Genomic DNA, 17,244 nt, shown 5'->3' with positions numbered 1-17,244 from the left:
GCGTTCCTATTTTATGCCCTCATAACCTGCAGCTCCATTCTTTGATTCGGCGGTTCAGTCGAGGAGTTCATGCGACACAATCTGTTGGGTTTTGCGGCCTTGGCCGCCACGGTTTCGTTTGCGTTGTCGGTGGGTGCAGGAGGGCAGTGGAGCGGTGAGAACGGGCTCGTGTTCAGTGTCGCACAGGCCCAGGACGCAGGCAGCGGCATGGACGCTGGGGGTGGCCTTGGCAATGATGGCTCTGGGCTTGGAAGCCACCCAGGCGCCAGTGCTACGGCCATAAGCGGCAAGGAGACCTCGAAGGACACACCGGACACGGCGGTAGATCGCACGAAGCTCGGCAACGGGTCCGGGAGTGGCAAGGAGACGGGGGCAGGTGAAGAGGCCGTTCAGGATCCCGAGCCAGCCGCAAATGTAGAAGTGCCCGGCGCTGAGAAGAAGGATGGCGCTGGCCTTGAGCGTTCGCTTGCTGCCGCCGCTGCGCCGACGCCGATCGAATCCCCGGTGAGCGCGATCCCGAAGGCATCGCTCCCGGAGATCACCGGCAACGGTTCGATGACACAGTCGATCGCGATCGACGTGCCCGCCTATCGCAGTCTGTCGCCGAAGCTGGCGCTTACTTACGATTCCGCCCGCAAGAGTCGGCTAGGCGGCCTCTATCAGGGGTTCACTGGTTTTGCCTGGGGCCTCGACGGCCTGGACGTCGTTGAGCGCGCTAGCCCTGGCTACGGCGTTCCCGCCTACGATGCTAACGACGTCTATCTGTTGAACGGCAGCGAGCTTGTCGCCTGCACGGCAGGCATGGTGTCGGCCTCCTGCGCGACTGGCGGCACCCATGCCAATGAGAACGAGGACCATCGCCGAATCCGCTTTGACAGTGCGTCGAATACGTGGACTGTGACGGCCCGAGATGGAACCGTGTCACTGTTCCGGTCGGCGGCGGCGTTATCGAACTACAATCCGGCGGCTGCTACTCCGGAATGGGACATGAGTCAGACGGGGCGATATTTTCTGTCGTCGGTCACTGACACAAACGGCAACGTCATCACTTACCAGTATACCTGCCCAGAGCAGCCTATGTGCATGCCGGAGCGTATCACCTACGAAAACAACTATTACACTCACTTCTTCTACGACACCCGCCCTGACTTCCAGATCGCTGCCAATGGCCACTACCTGACCTGGATCAAGCATCGGCTGAAGTCGGTGGTGAACTACGCGAACGGCCAGCATCACAGTGCCTATTCGCTGTCTTACGACCAGGCTCCGCTGTCGAACACCTCCCGCCTCGTCAAGGTCGAGCGCTGGGGGAGGGACGTCGGATTCGATGGAAACGCCAATCCGATCTCCGGCTCGCACAAGACAATCCGGCAGATGGGTTACGACAACTATGCCATCGCCTACACCAAGAGAGCTTTCACATTCCCCCACAACGACTTGAAGCTCTCGGCGGGAGTTGCCCGGCAACAGGTCGACGATCTCAATTTTGACGGACGCGATGAGATCTATGGTATTTTGGAGCGGCAATCGAGCTCATTGTCGGCGCCGACGTTCAGTTTCCACCTGACGTCGTTCGATGGAAATGGCGTGACAGCCAAGACCCGGGTGGGTGGCGTGTTTCAGAGCCCACCGTTCGCGGCGCCAGGAAGGTTCATTGCAGGCAAGGCAATCAAGGACGTATTTGTCACCTATTCCACCTACAAGGAGGGACAAGGCAGCACGCAGAACCACAGATTCTTCCCGGTTAGCAGCGCGCTTGACCTCGGCGCATTCGCCACATGCGGGGGAGCCTATGTGTGCAATATTGCCAAAAGTGAAGCAACGGTTGCCGTGGCGGACGTGGATGGCGATGGGGTGGACACCCTGTTCGGCAACCTCGGGTACACTGGTGAGCTACTTGGTAACGGCCGTCAGGCGGTAATCTGGAAAAACACGATCAGCCGGGTCAGCAACGGCGCCTGGTTGAGCGTCGGTCTGCCAGCCGATTGCGCTAGTACCAACTCCGCTTGCTCTTACGGCGACCTCAACGGCGACGGCGTCACCGACGTCGTGCATGCCCCGGCGATCGGCAATCCGAACTACCAAGTCAACATCTGGTTCGGCACTGGGAAGAGATTCCTTCACATTGCCAGCGCGTCGATGCTCGGCGTTCCGATGCTGCGCGACATGGACAATGACGGCAAGATGGACGTGGTCACATCAGACCAGCGCAACACGCAGCCGAACTTTTTCCGCCAGATGCGTGCGCACGGTCTGTGGTTGAGTGCGTCCGGAAACGCGCTGCAGGTTTTCGGTCCGTTCGACGCGTCGGGGGTGTCGGGCGATTTTAATGGCGACGGCTTGCCAGACTTCCTGGGATCTACATCAGAGATGCGCGTCTCCAACACCGGCACGGGCCATCCGAACATCCTGCGGAATGTGGCGCTTGAAACCGGTGGGACCATCGCGGTCGAGTACACCCCGTCGACGCGCTTTGCCAATACCTTCTTGCCGCAGGTGCTGCATCCGGTCACTAAGCTGACGGTCAACGATGGTCGCGGCGGCGTTGCGCAGACGGACTACGTATATGCCGGTGGTCTCTATGACGTGAAGGCGCGCAAGTTCTTGGGCTTCCGCACTATCACGATGACGAAGCCGGTCGCGAATGGCGAGGCGCAGCGGCCTGTCGTTGAGACGAGCTATCGTCAGGATTTGGCGAGCTACGGCCTGCCGGAGCGCACGCTGTCACGCAATGGCGAAAACACCGCATCCAAGGAAGTGGCCGAGACCTACGAGGTCAATTCGACGAGCAAGCCCTACTGGGTCAAGAACGTCGCCACCGATACGACTTTGAACGAGGTCGCGACTGTCAAGATGCGCACCGAACGGGCCATCGACGGCTTCGGCAACGTCACGGACGTTAAGGATTTTGGCCGAACCGACGTCAACGGCGACGAGGTCTGGACGGTCAACAATTATGCGCCGAATACGGGTTCCTACATTGTGTCGCTGCCACGCTGGAAGGCGGTCATGAGCGGCTTCGACATTAACAGACAAGTGCATTCCGAGGACTTCTATTACGACGGCTCGAGTAATCCGTTCACCCCGCCAACGAAAGGCAATCTCACGAAGCATCTGCTCTATTCTAAGCGCGGGGATGCCGACGGTATCTGGGGGGCGGTCGCACGCACATACGGTTACGACGGCCATGGCAACCGCATCTGGGCAGTCGATGGCGCGGGTTCGCGCACCGAATGGGCCTATGAGCCAACCTATGAAGTGTTCCCGGTGACGGAACGTGGACCACGCTACTTCGCCACCGGCGGCAACGCGGCCGATACCCGCTTCGTGACGAGCACTGGCTATGATCTGGTCTGCGGCCTGCCGTCGTCGAAGACGGATCCGAACGGCGTTGTCGAAACCTTCGGCTACGATCCCTTCTGCCGACCGTTCTCATATATCCATTCGGGCTCTGGCCGGTACGTCAACACCCGCTACGAGAACGAAGGCAATCCAGGTCAACAGGCGATCGTCACGCTTGAACCCCGGTCGAGCGGCGGCGAACAGTTCAAGGCGACATATTTCGACGGTCTTGGCAGACCTTGGCTCAGTTCAGCGCCAGGTGAGCCAGGCACTGGATTGGTCCGCGTAACCTCGGAGACCGTCTACGACGCCCGCAGCAATGTCGCGCAATCAAGCTTTCCGCGCTTCTACGGCGAAGCGCCGCAATGGACTGTTAATTCCTATGATTGGCAGGACCGGGTGGTCCGGACAGTGGACCCGGACGGCGGTGCCCGAACCAACCAGTACCAGATTGAGTTGGGCACACCGTGGGGAACCGACAACACCTCCCTTTCCCGGCGGTATTCGATCGACGAAGCCGGACGGCAGACGGTCGTCTACACGAGCACCCACGGCAGGGAGATCAATGAGTTTTCCTATAGTGGCACCGCGTGGGTGCAGGATCAGGCGCGGACCTATGATCCGATAGGACGTCTGCTGAACGTCACCGATGCCGGTGTCTCACGGATCTCCTATACCTACGATCTCATCGGCAACCGGCTGACGGCCAACGACCCGAACCTGGGGAACTGGTCTTACGCCTACGACGGCGCTGACCGGCTGATCCGCCAGACGGATGCGCGAGGCGCGGTGACGACGCTTGCCTACGACCAGATGGGGCGTCTGACCCTGCAGCAGGTGCAGCAGCTGGGTGAGGCGTCGCCGACGGTCGTCGCCCGCAACACCTACGACGAAGCGGTCGTCTCGCCCTCGCACAACGTCGGTCTGATGACGAAGTCCGAGAACGGCGCGGTCACCAGCGTCTTCAGCCGCACCTATACCGGCACGGGTTCGGTGATGCGCACGACGACGACGATCGACGGTGTCGCGCATGCGACAGTCGAGACCCGCGGTCGCCAGGACAAGACGGTGTCGATTGAATATTCGCCCGCGCCGGTCGCGGTCGGCAGCGCTGCCGCACCCTACACCTACAACGACGCCGATCTCTTGGCGACGGTCCCCGGTTACATCACCGCGACAAGCTATGAGGCGGACGGCCAGACCAAGTCGATCAGCTATGCCAACGGTGTCGCCACCACCTTCAGCTACTCGCCACAGCGGCGCTGGCTCGATCGGGTGACGACGGCCAAGGGCGGAACCGTGCTGATGGACAATAAGTACACCCGCGATCTCACTGGCAAGGTCAAGACCATCACCGGGATCACGGCCAACGATAACTGGGTCTACGACTACGATCCCCGTGGCCGACTGGTGAAGGCGGAGAACCCTGGCGGTTCACTGGGTGAGACGTTCACCTATGCGGACAATGGCAACCTGACATCCCGGAGTCGCGTCGGCACTTATGTCTACCCCGCCGCCAACGGTGTGCGTCCGCATGCCCCGACATTGATCGGCGGTGCCACGATCGGTTACGACTCCAACGGCAACATGGTCAGCGACGGCATCCGCGCGCTTGCCTGGGACGGCGCCAACCGCCTGTCGAGCGTCACGCAGGGTGGCGCGACGACGACCCTCACCTACGGCCCGTCTGGATCGCGGGCCAAGAAGAGCAATGCCTTTGCCACGACGCTCTATCCCGATGCCAATGTCGAGATCGATCGCAAGCCGGGACAGGATACCTATACCCGCTATCCGCACCCCGACCTGAAGATCGTCTCGGTCGCACCGACCGGTGTCACCTCGGCCACCTTCCTGCATCGCGACCACCTGTCGTCGATCCGCCAGGTCACCGACGCCAACGGCAATCTCGTCGAGCAGAATGGCTATGCCGCCTATGGCGAGCCGACCAACACGGCGATGCGTACCCAGAAGGGCTACATCGGCGAACGCTTCGATCCCGAAACTGGGCTGCAATACCTCAATGCCCGCTACTACGATCCCAAGTTCGGACGGTTCGTTCCGTCAGATGTTGCAGCCGAAGCCAGCGCCGCCGATGACATGGACCGAAGATGTCGCGACACTGGTGGCTCTGAGGAAGGTCGATGAGCCTGAGCATCCCGTTCAACCGAGCCCAACCCACAGCAAAGTTTTCGCAAGGACGCAGTCTCATGGCCTTACTCCGATCAGTGCTGACGAGGCTGCTGTCAATCCTACTCATCGCGACGCTCACTATGACGCCGTTGGCAAGCGCGGCCAATGCACGCTTCATCTCACCCGACACGCTTGATCCGACCCTCGAAGGCGTCGGGACGAACCGATATGCCTATGCCGCAAACGATCCTATAAACAACAGCGATCCGAACGGGCACCTCTGGGGCGCAGTGATCGGGGGCGTAATCGGTGTTCTTGGAAGTTGGCTTGGCGGATGGGACCGTGCGAACGCTCCAGCAAATTCTGCCGACGCACGAACGAGAAGCGGGACCGATGTTGCAATCGGCATGGTAGTTGGAGCGGGCGGTAGTCCTGCTGCCCGCTTGGTCGGAGGTGCGTTCAAAGACACTTTCGAAAAGAAACAAGTCAATAAGCAGCTCTCTGAAACGGCTGAAGCCGCGGCAGCGAGTAAAGAGTGGAATCCAACAACCGACGCTGGCCCTTTGCCACAAGATATCGCTGAAACATTCAGAAGTGCCACATATACCGAGACCGTCACCACTGAGCCTACGACGCTGTATCGTGTCTATGGCGGTAAGGCTGGTGAAATTGGTGGTTATTGGACACGCACGGCGCCTAAAGGACCGTTGCAATCTGTCGTCGATAGTGCGCTGGATCAGCACTGGAAGAATACGGCGACAAACGTTGCGAGAATCCGAGTGCCAAGCGGCACACGTTTGTTTGAGGGCGTTGCTGCGCCTCAACGGGGCCTCGTTGGCGGTGGAAACCAGATTTACATTAGAAACGTGGACCCGTCATGGTTGATAAGATAGACAAGAGCCCTTGGGAAAGTATCCATGATTTTCGCAGCCGGTCGGAATTTGACCGTTTTGAACGCTGGATGCAGGACGAGATCCGGAACATGCGCGCTCGGGAAGTGACCGTTGGGTCATCATACGCAGGTACGACGCTCTCTGAAAAATGGTTTGTCCATATAGATTCCGGCGAGGTGTGGAGACTTGTCTGGCCAGACCCGCCCTTTCGGGGTGTATTTGAACGGGTGTGATAGGCTTCATCGCCATCTGCCAGAGCGTTTCATTTCACCCGACGACTGGGATCCGAGCAACGTTCGCGTTGACCTACGATTCCGCGTTCAGGTTTTTATATCCGCCATGTCCAGGGCAACACTAATGACAACTGGGTCTACGACTACGACCCTCGCGGCCGCCTGATCAAGGCGGAGAATCTCGGCGGGCACTGGACGAGGCGTTCACTTATGCCGACAACGGCAATCTGACGTCCCGCAGCGGCGTCGGAAGTTACGTCCACCGATGCCGGGTTGGGTGGGATCCCACGCATCCGGCGAGATGAAGCGACCGAACTTTGGATTGGAACGCCTGTGGACGTGAGAACAATGAACGCGAACGATTTTCCGATGGATCCAGGGGGATGGCAATCGGTTGACGACGTCATGAATGGCGCGACGACCTTCACAGGCAACAGCCTTTCACCACCGGGTCGCAGGCGATGAGTGAACTTCTCATCCTTGCGCGCAATTACTTGGCCGAAGTTGAGGGGTGCCTTGAACTTTTCGAAGGCAAATTTGGCCGAAGGGACATTATTAAAGCTTGGAGAGAGGGAACGTTGGAGCGAGAGGGGCTTCTCAACGATACTATAGCCTATCAAATTCACGGAAGAGGCTGCCAAGTAGAATTTGCCGACCACGACGTCGACTTTGACTTCATGGATTGGGATGGAACGGTCGGCTTTGACGCTTGGAAATTATGGACTTACGCGCGGCAGTTTCCAGAGCGATATCCAAAGCTTACTTCGAATGCAGATGTCGAGCAAGAATTGCAGCTATGCATCGAGGCTAGAGCAATAAAAGCAGTTTTCCCCGACGGCCGATATTACCAGCTCGTGTCTTCCGGGCATTGATTGGGCCGAATGGCGCGATAACTCGCTGCGGTCGCTGACGCTGCCGGTGGCCGAAATAACGAAAGGCAGACATTAGGGGCGTCTGGGACGATACGCTGATAGAGCGGATCGCAAAGTTTTGGATATCCGCAAGACACTTCATAGTATCGCCTGGCCTGAGAAGACACCTGAGTGTCCTGATACGACCCGCGGTCATCTGATCAAGGCGGAGAACACGACGTTGCTCTCGGCGAGACCTTCACTTTTTCCGATAACGGCAACTTGACCTCTCGCGGCCAAGTGGGCGCCTACTTTACCGGGTCCAAGGTGCCAACCTGCTTGTCCACGGCCGCCGCTCCGGGGGCGACAACAACCCTCGTCCTGGGCCGGATCGCGGACAAAGAAGAGCAACGCCTTTGCCACGGCGCTTTATCCCGACGCCAGTCGCAGAAAGGAAAGAGGAAATTAGAGAGAAACCGATGGCGTAGAAAAGAAAGAGCCACAAGGGCGAGCTTTCATCGGCTTCGGCCGACGATTTGTTACGCGTCGGCCAGCGGGATCTATAATTTCGACATTTCGTCTTCGTTCATCGCGCGCGAACGGTTCTCCGACCTAATCCGCGATCCGCTGGGTCGCCTATCGATCGATGATCAGTACAGCCGTAGATAGCACAATCAACCCGATTGAAATGGTCTTCGCTTTCACGTTTTTTTCACCGATCAGGAAGACCGATAACGCGAATCCTACAACCAGACTGGTTCGTCGAAAGATGGACAAGTAGGTGACATTGGCACCTGGGTCAGCGATCGCAAAGAAATACACCAGCTCCGCAAGAACCCAAGAGAAGCCGACCAGCGGCACCGACAGGCTCCACTGAAAATCGGAAACCTTTTCTCGCGGCCGAATTAACCACAGGACCAGCGCCGCCAATGCGCAACGTTGGATAGCTGAGTATGCCTGGATCGCGAAAAGCGGCGTGTCCAGCTCTTGGACGATGTATTTGTCGTAGACCGTGGTCATCGCGGATAGGATCGTCGCTATCAGCATCATGAGCATGGGGCCGCTCGCGATGACCTTGATGCCTTCTTTTTTTCCCGCCACTGCAAGCACGTAGTACGCAAGAACTGAAGCCAGAATAGCCGTCAACTGGAGTGCGCTCAGCAATTCCCCAAAAACGATCATGCCTCCGGTAAAGGTCCAAAGCGGGCCGGATGCACGAACGGCCCCCGAAAACGACATCGGAAGCTCGCGGACTGAATAGTAGGCGAAAAACCATGATGCCGTCATCGCTGCGGACTTTACGAGGATCAATCCCTGCTCTGCCCATGACGACTGGGAGACATCTACGTAAAATCCTAGGGCCTGACCCGCGGGAGTAAACGCCGGAAGCCAGGCAAGTGCGCCGAACAACGACGACCAGAACACGACTTGCAGTACCGAATTTCCCGTGGTCGCTCGTTTCGTCCAATAGTCATACAGGCCAAGAATTCCTCCGGCCGAGATACCAAGAAGCATCCACATCAGAGGCGCGCACGCTCGAAGGCAGCAATGTTTTCGAGAAGATGGGCTTTACGCGAGGTGCCGGTGAGCACGATTCCCGATTTCATGTGACCTCGAACGAAACGAAATGCGTCTATCAGGGCGCCGTCGGATCCACGTGCCAACGACCCCATGCCGAGGGGGCGATTGATTATGGGTTTCACTGCCGCATTCTGCAGGGTTTCCAGAACGTCGAGCAACGCAATGTTTTGGGCGTTGAAGGGAAACTGAAGGAAATCGTAATGGCCGGATCGCAGGGCTGCTTTCGCGGTTTCGCTATCGCTGACAGATGCGCCGAAGTGTTTGACGCCGTTGGAGCGGGCAACCTCGAAGACCGCAAGAACGTCGTCTGAAAGGACATTTTGTGCGTTTGCCTTGTGGAGCTGCAGGATGTCGATTCGGCCAAGCCGCCGCAGGCTATTTTCTAAGCTGCGGTACAAGTCGTCCCTGCTGTGACTGACCCAGGATGTGCCAGCGACATCATCCCAATGTTCGCCCATTTTTGTGGCTATCGAGGAAGATGCAAATATCTGAGGACACGATCTCAAGACCTGTCCGAGAATGGCTTCGCTACGAGCATAAGCCGGTGCCGTGTCGAAGAAACGTATGGCATGCTCGAAAGCAGTCTCGATGAGTTCGCGGGCATCGCGTTCGTCCGGCGGAGCGACGTTGTCGATTCCCCAGGTTCTTCCGATCGACAATAGGCCCAGCCCCAGTACGCACGAGTTCATGACGCAGCCTTCGGATGAAAGTTGGATTGCAGTTGCAGGTCGCTTGCGACGAACGCGCCCGCGCCCACGACCACGTGTCCGACGGGAACTGAAAGTCCCCGGGCCAGACCCGATCCCTTAAGCAGACCGGCTCGCCGATCGGGATTAGGTTCGCGGTGGCTTCCTCCAGCCTCCAGTGTGCAGTTGTCAGCGGTGATCGCGCCGAGGAGTTGACTACCAGAGCCAAGATTGGTCGCGCCTAAGATCGTTGCGCCGCCCATGAATCGACCTTCGTCGCCTATCGTTATCGACGCGCCGTTGCGATTGGCTCTCGCCGTGAAACCGCCGTCGCCAAATTGGTTGTTGTTGCCAATCTGGATATTTCCGAGAGACGCTTCGATCAAGGTATTGGGATAGAGCACGTTGCCGTCGCCTATTGAAAGGCGACCAGCATCTTCCGAGCAAAATAGATAGACCCCGGGAAAGAAGGTATTGCCCGAGCCGATGATCGCATGGCGCGAAACTAGAACCGAAGAGGGATCGTAGATGACGTTCCCCCGGCGGGATAGCTCTATCGTTTCGCCGATCAACAGCAGTCCTTGTTGCGAACGGACGTGGTCAAGGTGTTCCAAGAGTGACATGCTCAGCCTACTTCCAACAACTGTTGTGTGTCTTCGAAGTGATCACAGGGGCGCAGCGCGATAACCGAGCTGTCCAACGCCTGGTGAATGTAGGAGACCAGGATATCGGTGAGATAAGGCGCTTCTGTCATCTTGCCGGGCAAGACACAGACGTGTCCCGGAATGGGCTCCCTTATTGCGATATCTAGAGACCGGGCGTCCGTCGCGTTCGCAACAAGATCGACTTTCGTGCAGGCTATGTTGATGCTGTCTTCGCCGCTCCAGTTCGGAAAGATCCGCCGAATCGCGTTCCGGAGGTTCTCGGCGCGATCTGCGATGACGTCGTACGAAGGCGTTGGAGACAACAGAGCATCTTCGTTCAATCCGATGACGCTGACGTCCCCGTGATGCATCATCGCCGCCTCATGAGGATCGACATAGAACAGGCCGACGGGGGCAAGCCGCTTCGTAATCACCAGATGGCTCTTCCAGTACCTGATCGGGAGCTCCACGCCATGGTGTTTCTGGAAGATTGCTCTCGCGCCAGTCCCGGCCGAATAGACGAACTTGTTCGCCTGGACGTAGCGCAGGTCTCCTGAGGGAGCTTTCAAAACCGCGGTCTGTCCGTCAATACGTTCTATTTGGTGCTCTACGTAGAAGTCGCAGCCCGCCTTCTGTGCCATGGCGAAGAGTTTGCGATAGAGCAAGCGCGTATTGACGCTGACATCATTTGCTTCGAACAGTGCGGCGACCCGACCGAAATTGGCAGTTGGGGCGGCCTTGCTTGCTGCTGCGTGCGAAATCGGCCGCACCTGAACGTCCGCTTCCTTCCATCGCGAAACCACTTCATCGACCTTGCTGCCGTCCGCGATCATTACGATTGGCCGGACGTCGCCGTCCTCGATCGCCTCAGAGCAGAAGCGGCGCAATTGCTCGTGGCCATAGATGCAGCGCCTGGCGACTTGGATTCCGATATGGCGGTCCCTGATCGAAGCGGCGTGGTAGGTTCCACGATGCAACCACCCTTCGTTCCGGGTAGAGGGGCCTGAGGCCAGAGTGGAGTGCTGTTCAACCAAAGCCACGTGCAAGCCGATGTCGCACAGCTTTTTTGCCGACATGAGACCTGTAATTCCTCCGCCAACCAAGATCACGTCATAAGATCTGAGCAAGATCGCCTCCCTGATTGCTAAATCTAACGTCTGCCTGAAGCTCGAGCCGCAGGCTGGTATGCGACGCCTCATGTGGCGTTGGCCAGCGGTTGCCCCGCTGGTCGGTTCTGCGACTCCGATCGGAGACTGTTTCCAGAGAAGGAACAGTTACGCCCAGGTCAGCGAAAGGTTTCCGGGCAATCCGGCGATTGCCAACGCGCAGTATCTGGCGCTGTTTTCGTGGATGGAGTTCAATTGAAACGAGGAAATGACCGCGAACAATCTGTCAAATTGAACAGATTGACGGCCTCAAACAAGGTGTCGCTACCATAATGGAAGGTCACGTGCGATCGAGGCGATCCGAGGCAACCTGGATAGTATAGACGGAGTGTAACAATATCGTGACGAGCCGCGAGCACGCGAAGCGCTAGCGGATTGCCCGACCCGTCCATACGCGAAACGTTGCTTGCACGGCGATGCGCATGTGGCGTCGTACGTTCGCGAGCATCTGTAGATTGATCGAATCCATAAGGCGGTGTGATATTGGACAATGAAGAGGAAAATCGGAAACTTGAGGATCTCCGTCTCAATGCGGTGGCGCTTCTGGAACTACGCTCGCGCGGGTTTCAGTTCGAAAATGACCTCGGCCACCTCGAAAACGCCTCCGCATACCTGGTGTGGGCGGTCTCACCTATCGCCGAATCCTTGCTGCGCTTCGGCGCCTCTGAAGCGCGGCGTTTACGCGTGAATCAGTTCAAGGGTGACTGCCCTCACGATCGCCTGGGGCGTTGTCGTCACGCCCAGCTTGCGCTTCGCCGATCGTAGATAAAGACGTATTGCACTCTCGGAAATTTGGAGAGCAGGGGCAATCTGCTTGGGTAGCTTGCCGCGTGCAATGAATTCGAGGCACTGAACTTCGCGCCGAGAAAGGGGACGGAACGCTCTCGTTTCGCGAAGCCCGGAGATTGAGAGCGCCCTTTCGTGGAAGTGGTGAGAGAGGATGCGTAGATCAGTCAAACATACATCGCGTAGGCGGAGCCACTCGCATTCTTGGAGGTTCGATGTCGCTGTGAGAAGGGACCGTTCTCCCCGCGGCCCGCGCACGGGCATCGTAACACCGTGGCGTCCTACCTCGAATGAGTCTGCTTGCTTGAAGAACCGGCTCGTTCTTGAGCTCGTGTGATCGAGGGACGACCAGTCAACAGGCAGGAAGCCAGTCTTGCTTAGCGCTACGACGGGGTCGACCTCAAAAAAATTCTCGCGAAAATATTGGTCTATCCACTCTTGGGGGTACGTCAGCAACAGCAGAGGATTGTCGGAGCCGCCGGGGCCCATGCGCACAACGTGGAAGACGAGATGCGATAAGCGGTAGTTGTCGCGAATGGTGGAAACGGCGGCTTGCAGGTCTACAATACTAGTTGCCGCTTCGATCAGTTCAAGGCTGTCCAGTAATAGCGGGCGCCCATGCATTCTGTTCCTCCAGGCCGATTGTCTACTTCCAGCCGGAAGGAATAACAAAGTTACCTTGCGTTGCAAGATGTCTTTTGGTTCTGCATGAGGTTGCAAGTTGTGACGGTGGTTTTTCAGCGTAGCGGGGGGGAGCCTCTTTCGGTCAAGCTTTCGCGGAGCCGATCGCCCACCTCTACACTCACCTCCCAAAGCCCACAGCCGATTCTTCCGAACTGTGGGTGCGATAAGGACAAAAGTTTGGGCGACCAGCCGAGCCGGCGATATACCCGTTCCATCGCGGCTTCATAGACGCCGACGATATGCTTCACTCCGGAACCGAGAGCGAAATCACACAATCCGGACAGAAGCTGCAGCGCGACGAGCCCTGGCTCGTACGCGCCTCCTTCCGAGGCTGGGTGAACACATAGCCGCGTGCACTCCCAAACGGACGGCCCCTCAACGTCTACGGCTTCGCGGAACATTTGGCTGAACTCGCTCTTGAGCATAGTTGCACCGGTGGTCGGCAAGAGCCTCAAGGAGCCTGTCACGCCTTCCGTCTGGCCCAGCGATACAAGATAGACTGGATCTGCCTGCAAGTCGTAGTAATCGAATTCCTTGCCGTCACGTACGTGAACCTCCCAATTCAAGCGCCCTGCAAAGACTTTGGCTCTACCGCGCAGCATTTCATCGTAGGAAGGCTCCAAGTGATCCCGCTTTGTGAGAACTTTCAGCATACTGGCCTCTTCTGATGTTCTGGCATGTCGCTTGCGAACGCGAGAATCCAACCTGCATCGACGGACTTCTGCCGTTTGGCCTTAAAGCTGCCGTTGTCGTGTCGCGTCCAAGTGAATTCGGAAACGGTGAGCCATCCGAGGCCCGTTTGATCGCTCTGCAAGTACAATCAGCCCACGTCATGCAAGCACATCAATAATGTTGTTCGGAGAAACTACCGATCTGCTGATGACGTTCTCGGACCGGGCATTACGCACTTATCAACCACAAGAATGGTCAACAGGACTGAGAGCGCGCACATAGCAATGAGAACGGTGATTACCGAGCGGTCGGTCATGGTTTTTCTCGACGCGGACGCCAGCGTCCAGGAGTTCGCCGGTTCCGTCAAAGGGTGGGATTGATCTGGCGTACGCCGTTGGGAAGGACTGTTGCGCCGGGCCGAACAAGGCACAACCTATCAATTTCGCCAGATTGCCTTGTGGCCCGAGGGTACTCGGCGGTGGTGATCGACATAGTGGCAAGAGACCTGGGGATGCACTTCTGATAATCCGGTTTCTTTGGTTGCAATATTAAGAAATACCCGCATAACCTGCGACTCTATTGCTAGATCCGGCGTTCAGTCGAGGGAGTCCATGCGACACAATCTGTTGGGTTTTGCGGCCTTGGCCGCCACGGTTTCGTTTGGCTTGTCGATCGGTGGGGGAGTGCGAGATCCAAGCGGGCTTTTGATTTCTGCCGCCAGGGCACAAGAGTCAGTCACTGGCGCAAAAGCAGGCCGCAACCTCGGCAATGGCTCGACACTCGGAAGTCGGGGCACCGAAAACCGAAGCGACGAAGGTGCCTCTGGCTCAAAGCCCGACACAACAGTTGACCGCACTCGGCTGGAGAACGGGTCTGGGAGTGGGAATGAGACGGGGACTGGTGAAGAGATTGGCCCTGAGGCGAAACCGGATGTGAAGGTCGAGGACCCGGGCGCTGTGAAGGATGGCGATCGCCTGGAGCGTTCGCTTGCAGCGACCGCGGCAGCGCCACTGGTAGAGTCACCGGTCAGCGCGATCCCGAAAGCTTCGGTTCCGGAGATCACCGGCAACGGTTCGATGACGCAGTCGATCCCGATCGATGTCCCCGCCTATCGCAGCCTCTCGCCGAAGCTGGCGCTTAGCTATGATTCCGCCCGCAAGAGCCGGGGAGTATTTCGAACGATTGGGGTCGTATTAAAATGGATGTAGTTAGCCCGGCAGAGCAATCGCGCCTACAAACGATTCTCGCGGCCGCAAAGGCCGCTGACTGGAACAAGTTTGAAACTCTTACGGATCGACCGTTCTCGAACACGGCTTCAATGAGGGAGCAATTCGAAGATTCCTCGAAGCTGATCCGTAGTGCGCGTCGGGAGCCGAACTTGACAGCAATCTTAAAGCATCATGAAGACGGTAGCCGATTGATCTTCGCGAAGATCGAATTAGACGACCCTGCCGATCAGCCCATCATGCTTACCTTGCACAGCACTTCAGCCGAGCCACAAAGCGCAATCAGCATCTGGACATTCTATCAAGAAATCGACTTCGGCTAGGCCCAAGGGACGATTACGTCGACAACATTGCGCCGCTACGGCTTAAGCTATCACTGGTAAGCAAGGGAGGGGTGCGGAAAGTCGAATGATCGTACCTTGAACCGGATAGCATGCGAACGACGGACACCTCCGAGCCTATATCTCGGCCACCTTGCTCAAACCCTCTGAGACCGTCCACGAGCCTCTGCGGACGGAATTGATGGGAGCCGTATCCCCGCCGAGCCCTCCTTTGCAGGGGGTGTCGCAAGCTGCTTGCAAACTCACAGATCGGGCGGTGCTCAAGACTTATGCTCTCCGCGCCTGGGATGTTCTGGTCGACGAAAAGGCCTCCCATCCCTCCTGGCCCCAACGTCTTTCGGCGCTAGGATATTCCAAGGCGCCGCAGATTGAGCCTGTGACTACGACCGCGCTCTCGTCTCTTTTGGATGAAAGCACGTCTGCGCGGATGATCAAAGCCTTCGACAAGCCCTGGACCAGTCGGATCGCAAACTTTCTTCAGTGGTGAAATGTTGCGGCGCAAGGCAGCAAAGAGTGGTCTGCCGAACTCCGGCCTCGAGCAACATCACACTATCTATGTGGGGCAACAATCCGCCGGACCTAACCTGGGAAGGCTAAGCGGCGACATCCCACAGACCTCACGACCGTCGAACTGGGTGGACTGCCGAACGCGTCCCGCAGTCACCCGTGGGGCAAGGACAGCTGACAGGCGGTGTGCCAGGCCCGAGAGATCGGCTGGCTCGCGATGCCATTTCAGGTCTGGGGGCGTGTCATGCCTGGGCCTGAGATCTGTATCGTTCCGGAAGGATGGTAGTCTGCGTTCACTGTTGGCTGCGTCCCATAGTTCGCATTTCACGTTTGCCATGATCGAAGCGATGCGAAAGACGGCGCTGCCGTACTCCGAGCTTTTCGCGGTCAGGTCAAAGTCTGGATTTCCGGTGCAGCCACCGAGTGTGACCCCAACGACGATCGCAAGTGGTTTCTTCATGCCCCATCCCCCTCAGAACATGAGTCGACACTAAATCACGGAGATCTGGAAATCACAACCAGGGGTTCTGAGCGTGCACTGTCGAGGACACGGATTCGGCGCTGCGCTTGCGGCCCGTCTGCCTTCCGCTTAGGCGAAATCGCGGGATGTCGGGACGCTGAGCAAGCTTGTGAGCTCGCGCTGCAGCGAAATTAAACTCTCTTGATCAATTGTAACAGCTCGGCCAGGTTTACACCCGAGACATGCCATGGCTGGTAACTTTCTCTTATAGATTGCGTTGGTATGCGACGACGTCGCAACCGGGTACGGCTCCAATGCATTTTGAGAACAAGTTTTTTAGAGATTTGACCAAGGTCGTTGCTCAGTCCCTTGAGCGAATAACAGCCGAGATTGATGTGTTGAAGCAGTTCCAGGCGGAAGAGCCGGCCACACCGCCGGGGCTGCGTGAGATACTGGAAACCGAGTTTCCAGGCATTCACGCGAGATTGTCCGATGTATCTTCCGAAATCAGGGAGAAGAAGGACGAGTATTATGATGTGTCGACCAGCACACATGATCGGGAGAGCTTAGCCACTTTGCAACGCGAAATCGGCGCGCTGGATGGAGAGCGCAAGCAACTCGAAACGAAGCTCAGGGAGTGCGAGGCGTTAGTTAGAAAAGGCCTTGTACCCTCAGTCCACGAGGGGATCCGCGACGCTGTTTTTCACAACGAGGACCAGGAGAAGATTAGAGGCCGACTGGAGACTCTCGATCTTGAACGAGCGGCGCTCGGCCAAATCCGCGACGAGATGGATACATTGAAACTCCGACGACGCGACCTTGGTGGAGTATCAGCAAGAAACGTGGACTTTCTCAATCGACTCAGATCCGTTGCAACTGGCGAATACCTTCGTGACCTCGCGCACACTCTGGTAGGGTAATCCTCCCGCAAAATAACGGGCTTCAAAAGTAGAATTTTCTCGGGCTTTATGATCGAGGAGATTTTGATGAAGACGAGCAGATTTAGCGAACCCCAAATCCTTGCCATCCTGCGCCAGGCGGA

The 17,244-nt window shown here is 57.6% G+C and carries 13 protein-coding genes; 7 read left to right on the top strand and 6 right to left on the bottom strand.

Features of this window, described 5'->3' with window-relative positions:
• Nucleotides 1–69: 69 nt before the first annotated feature.
• The 3 genes from IB279_RS13705 (at nt 70) to IB279_RS13695 (ending at nt 7,470) form a co-directional block, all read left to right on the top strand.
• Nucleotides 70–5,487 carry a toxin TcdB middle/N-terminal domain-containing protein gene (locus IB279_RS13705; protein ID WP_192339269.1) on the top strand — a complete coding sequence of 1,806 codons (5,418 nt, stop codon included), beginning with the start codon at nt 70–72 and terminating at the stop codon, nt 5,485–5,487.
• Entirely contained in the window at nt 5,484–6,365 is an 882-nt protein-coding gene (locus tag IB279_RS13700) for an RHS repeat-associated core domain-containing protein (RefSeq protein ID WP_192339268.1), read from the top strand. The genes IB279_RS13705 and IB279_RS13700 overlap by 4 nt, the downstream gene beginning before the upstream one ends.
• Before the next feature lie 694 nt (nt 6,366–7,059).
• Entirely contained in the window at nt 7,060–7,470 is a 411-nt protein-coding gene (locus IB279_RS13695) for a DUF6896 domain-containing protein (protein ID WP_192339267.1), read from the top strand.
• A gap of 615 nt (nt 7,471–8,085) precedes the next feature.
• Here the strand turns inward: IB279_RS13695 and IB279_RS13690 are convergent.
• From IB279_RS13690 to IB279_RS13675, 4 genes are read right to left on the bottom strand one after another with little or no spacing between them, the layout of a single operon-like run.
• The gene (locus tag IB279_RS13690; RefSeq protein WP_192339266.1) at nt 8,086–8,970 is read right to left on the bottom strand and encodes an EamA family transporter; all 885 of its coding nucleotides are present in this window, start codon (nt 8,968–8,970) and stop codon (nt 8,086–8,088) included.
• Nucleotides 8,970–9,719, bottom strand: a complete 750-nt coding sequence (locus IB279_RS13685) for an aldo/keto reductase (protein WP_192339265.1) — start codon at nt 9,717–9,719, stop codon at nt 8,970–8,972. Before IB279_RS13685 ends, IB279_RS13690 begins: the two co-directional genes overlap by 1 nt.
• Nucleotides 9,716–10,339, bottom strand: coding sequence for a hypothetical protein (locus tag IB279_RS13680; RefSeq protein ID WP_192339264.1), 624 nt, complete (start codon nt 10,337–10,339; stop codon nt 9,716–9,718). The genes IB279_RS13685 and IB279_RS13680 overlap by 4 nt, the downstream gene beginning before the upstream one ends.
• Nucleotides 10,340–10,341: 2 nt before the next feature.
• Nucleotides 10,342–11,487, bottom strand: coding sequence for an FAD-binding oxidoreductase (locus IB279_RS13675; RefSeq protein WP_192339263.1), 1,146 nt, complete (start codon nt 11,485–11,487; stop codon nt 10,342–10,344).
• Nucleotides 11,488–12,009: 522 nt separating this feature from the next.
• On the opposite strand from IB279_RS13675, the gene IB279_RS13670 reads away from it, so the two are divergent.
• On the top strand, nt 12,010–12,291 hold the full coding sequence (locus IB279_RS13670) for a hypothetical protein (protein ID WP_192339382.1): 282 nt from the start codon (nt 12,010–12,012) through the stop codon (nt 12,289–12,291).
• Here IB279_RS13670 and IB279_RS13665 read toward each other — a convergent pair.
• Both IB279_RS13665 and IB279_RS13660 read right to left on the bottom strand, forming a co-directional pair.
• Nucleotides 12,205–12,936, bottom strand: coding sequence for a LuxR family transcriptional regulator (locus IB279_RS13665; RefSeq protein ID WP_192339262.1), 732 nt, complete (start codon nt 12,934–12,936; stop codon nt 12,205–12,207). The genes IB279_RS13670 and IB279_RS13665 overlap by 87 nt on opposite strands.
• Before the next feature lie 113 nt (nt 12,937–13,049).
• Nucleotides 13,050–13,649 carry an acyl-homoserine-lactone synthase gene (locus tag IB279_RS13660; RefSeq protein WP_192339261.1) on the bottom strand — a complete coding sequence of 200 codons (600 nt, stop codon included), beginning with the start codon at nt 13,647–13,649 and terminating at the stop codon, nt 13,050–13,052.
• Nucleotides 13,650–14,279: 630 nt separating this feature from the next.
• Between IB279_RS13660 and IB279_RS13655 the strand changes: the two genes are divergently transcribed.
• From IB279_RS13655 to IB279_RS13645, 3 genes are all read left to right on the top strand, one after another.
• Nucleotides 14,280–14,876, top strand: a complete 597-nt coding sequence (locus IB279_RS13655; RefSeq protein ID WP_192339260.1) for a hypothetical protein — start codon at nt 14,280–14,282, stop codon at nt 14,874–14,876.
• Nucleotides 14,867–15,217: a hypothetical protein gene (locus IB279_RS13650; protein ID WP_192339259.1), complete on the top strand. Its 351-nt coding sequence runs from the start codon at nt 14,867–14,869 to the stop codon at nt 15,215–15,217. Before IB279_RS13655 ends, IB279_RS13650 begins: the two co-directional genes overlap by 10 nt.
• A 1,299-nt stretch (nt 15,218–16,516) precedes the next feature.
• Nucleotides 16,517–17,122, top strand: a complete 606-nt coding sequence (locus IB279_RS13645) for a hypothetical protein (protein WP_192339258.1) — start codon at nt 16,517–16,519, stop codon at nt 17,120–17,122.
• The last annotated feature ends 122 nt before the right edge of the window (nt 17,123–17,244 follow it).

Origin of the sequence: Ensifer sp. ENS06, from assembly GCF_014852205.1 — a bacterium.
GTDB classification, from domain to species: domain Bacteria; phylum Pseudomonadota; class Alphaproteobacteria; order Rhizobiales; family Rhizobiaceae; genus Ensifer; species Ensifer adhaerens.
This window is presented reverse-complemented; position numbering and strand designations above follow the sequence as displayed.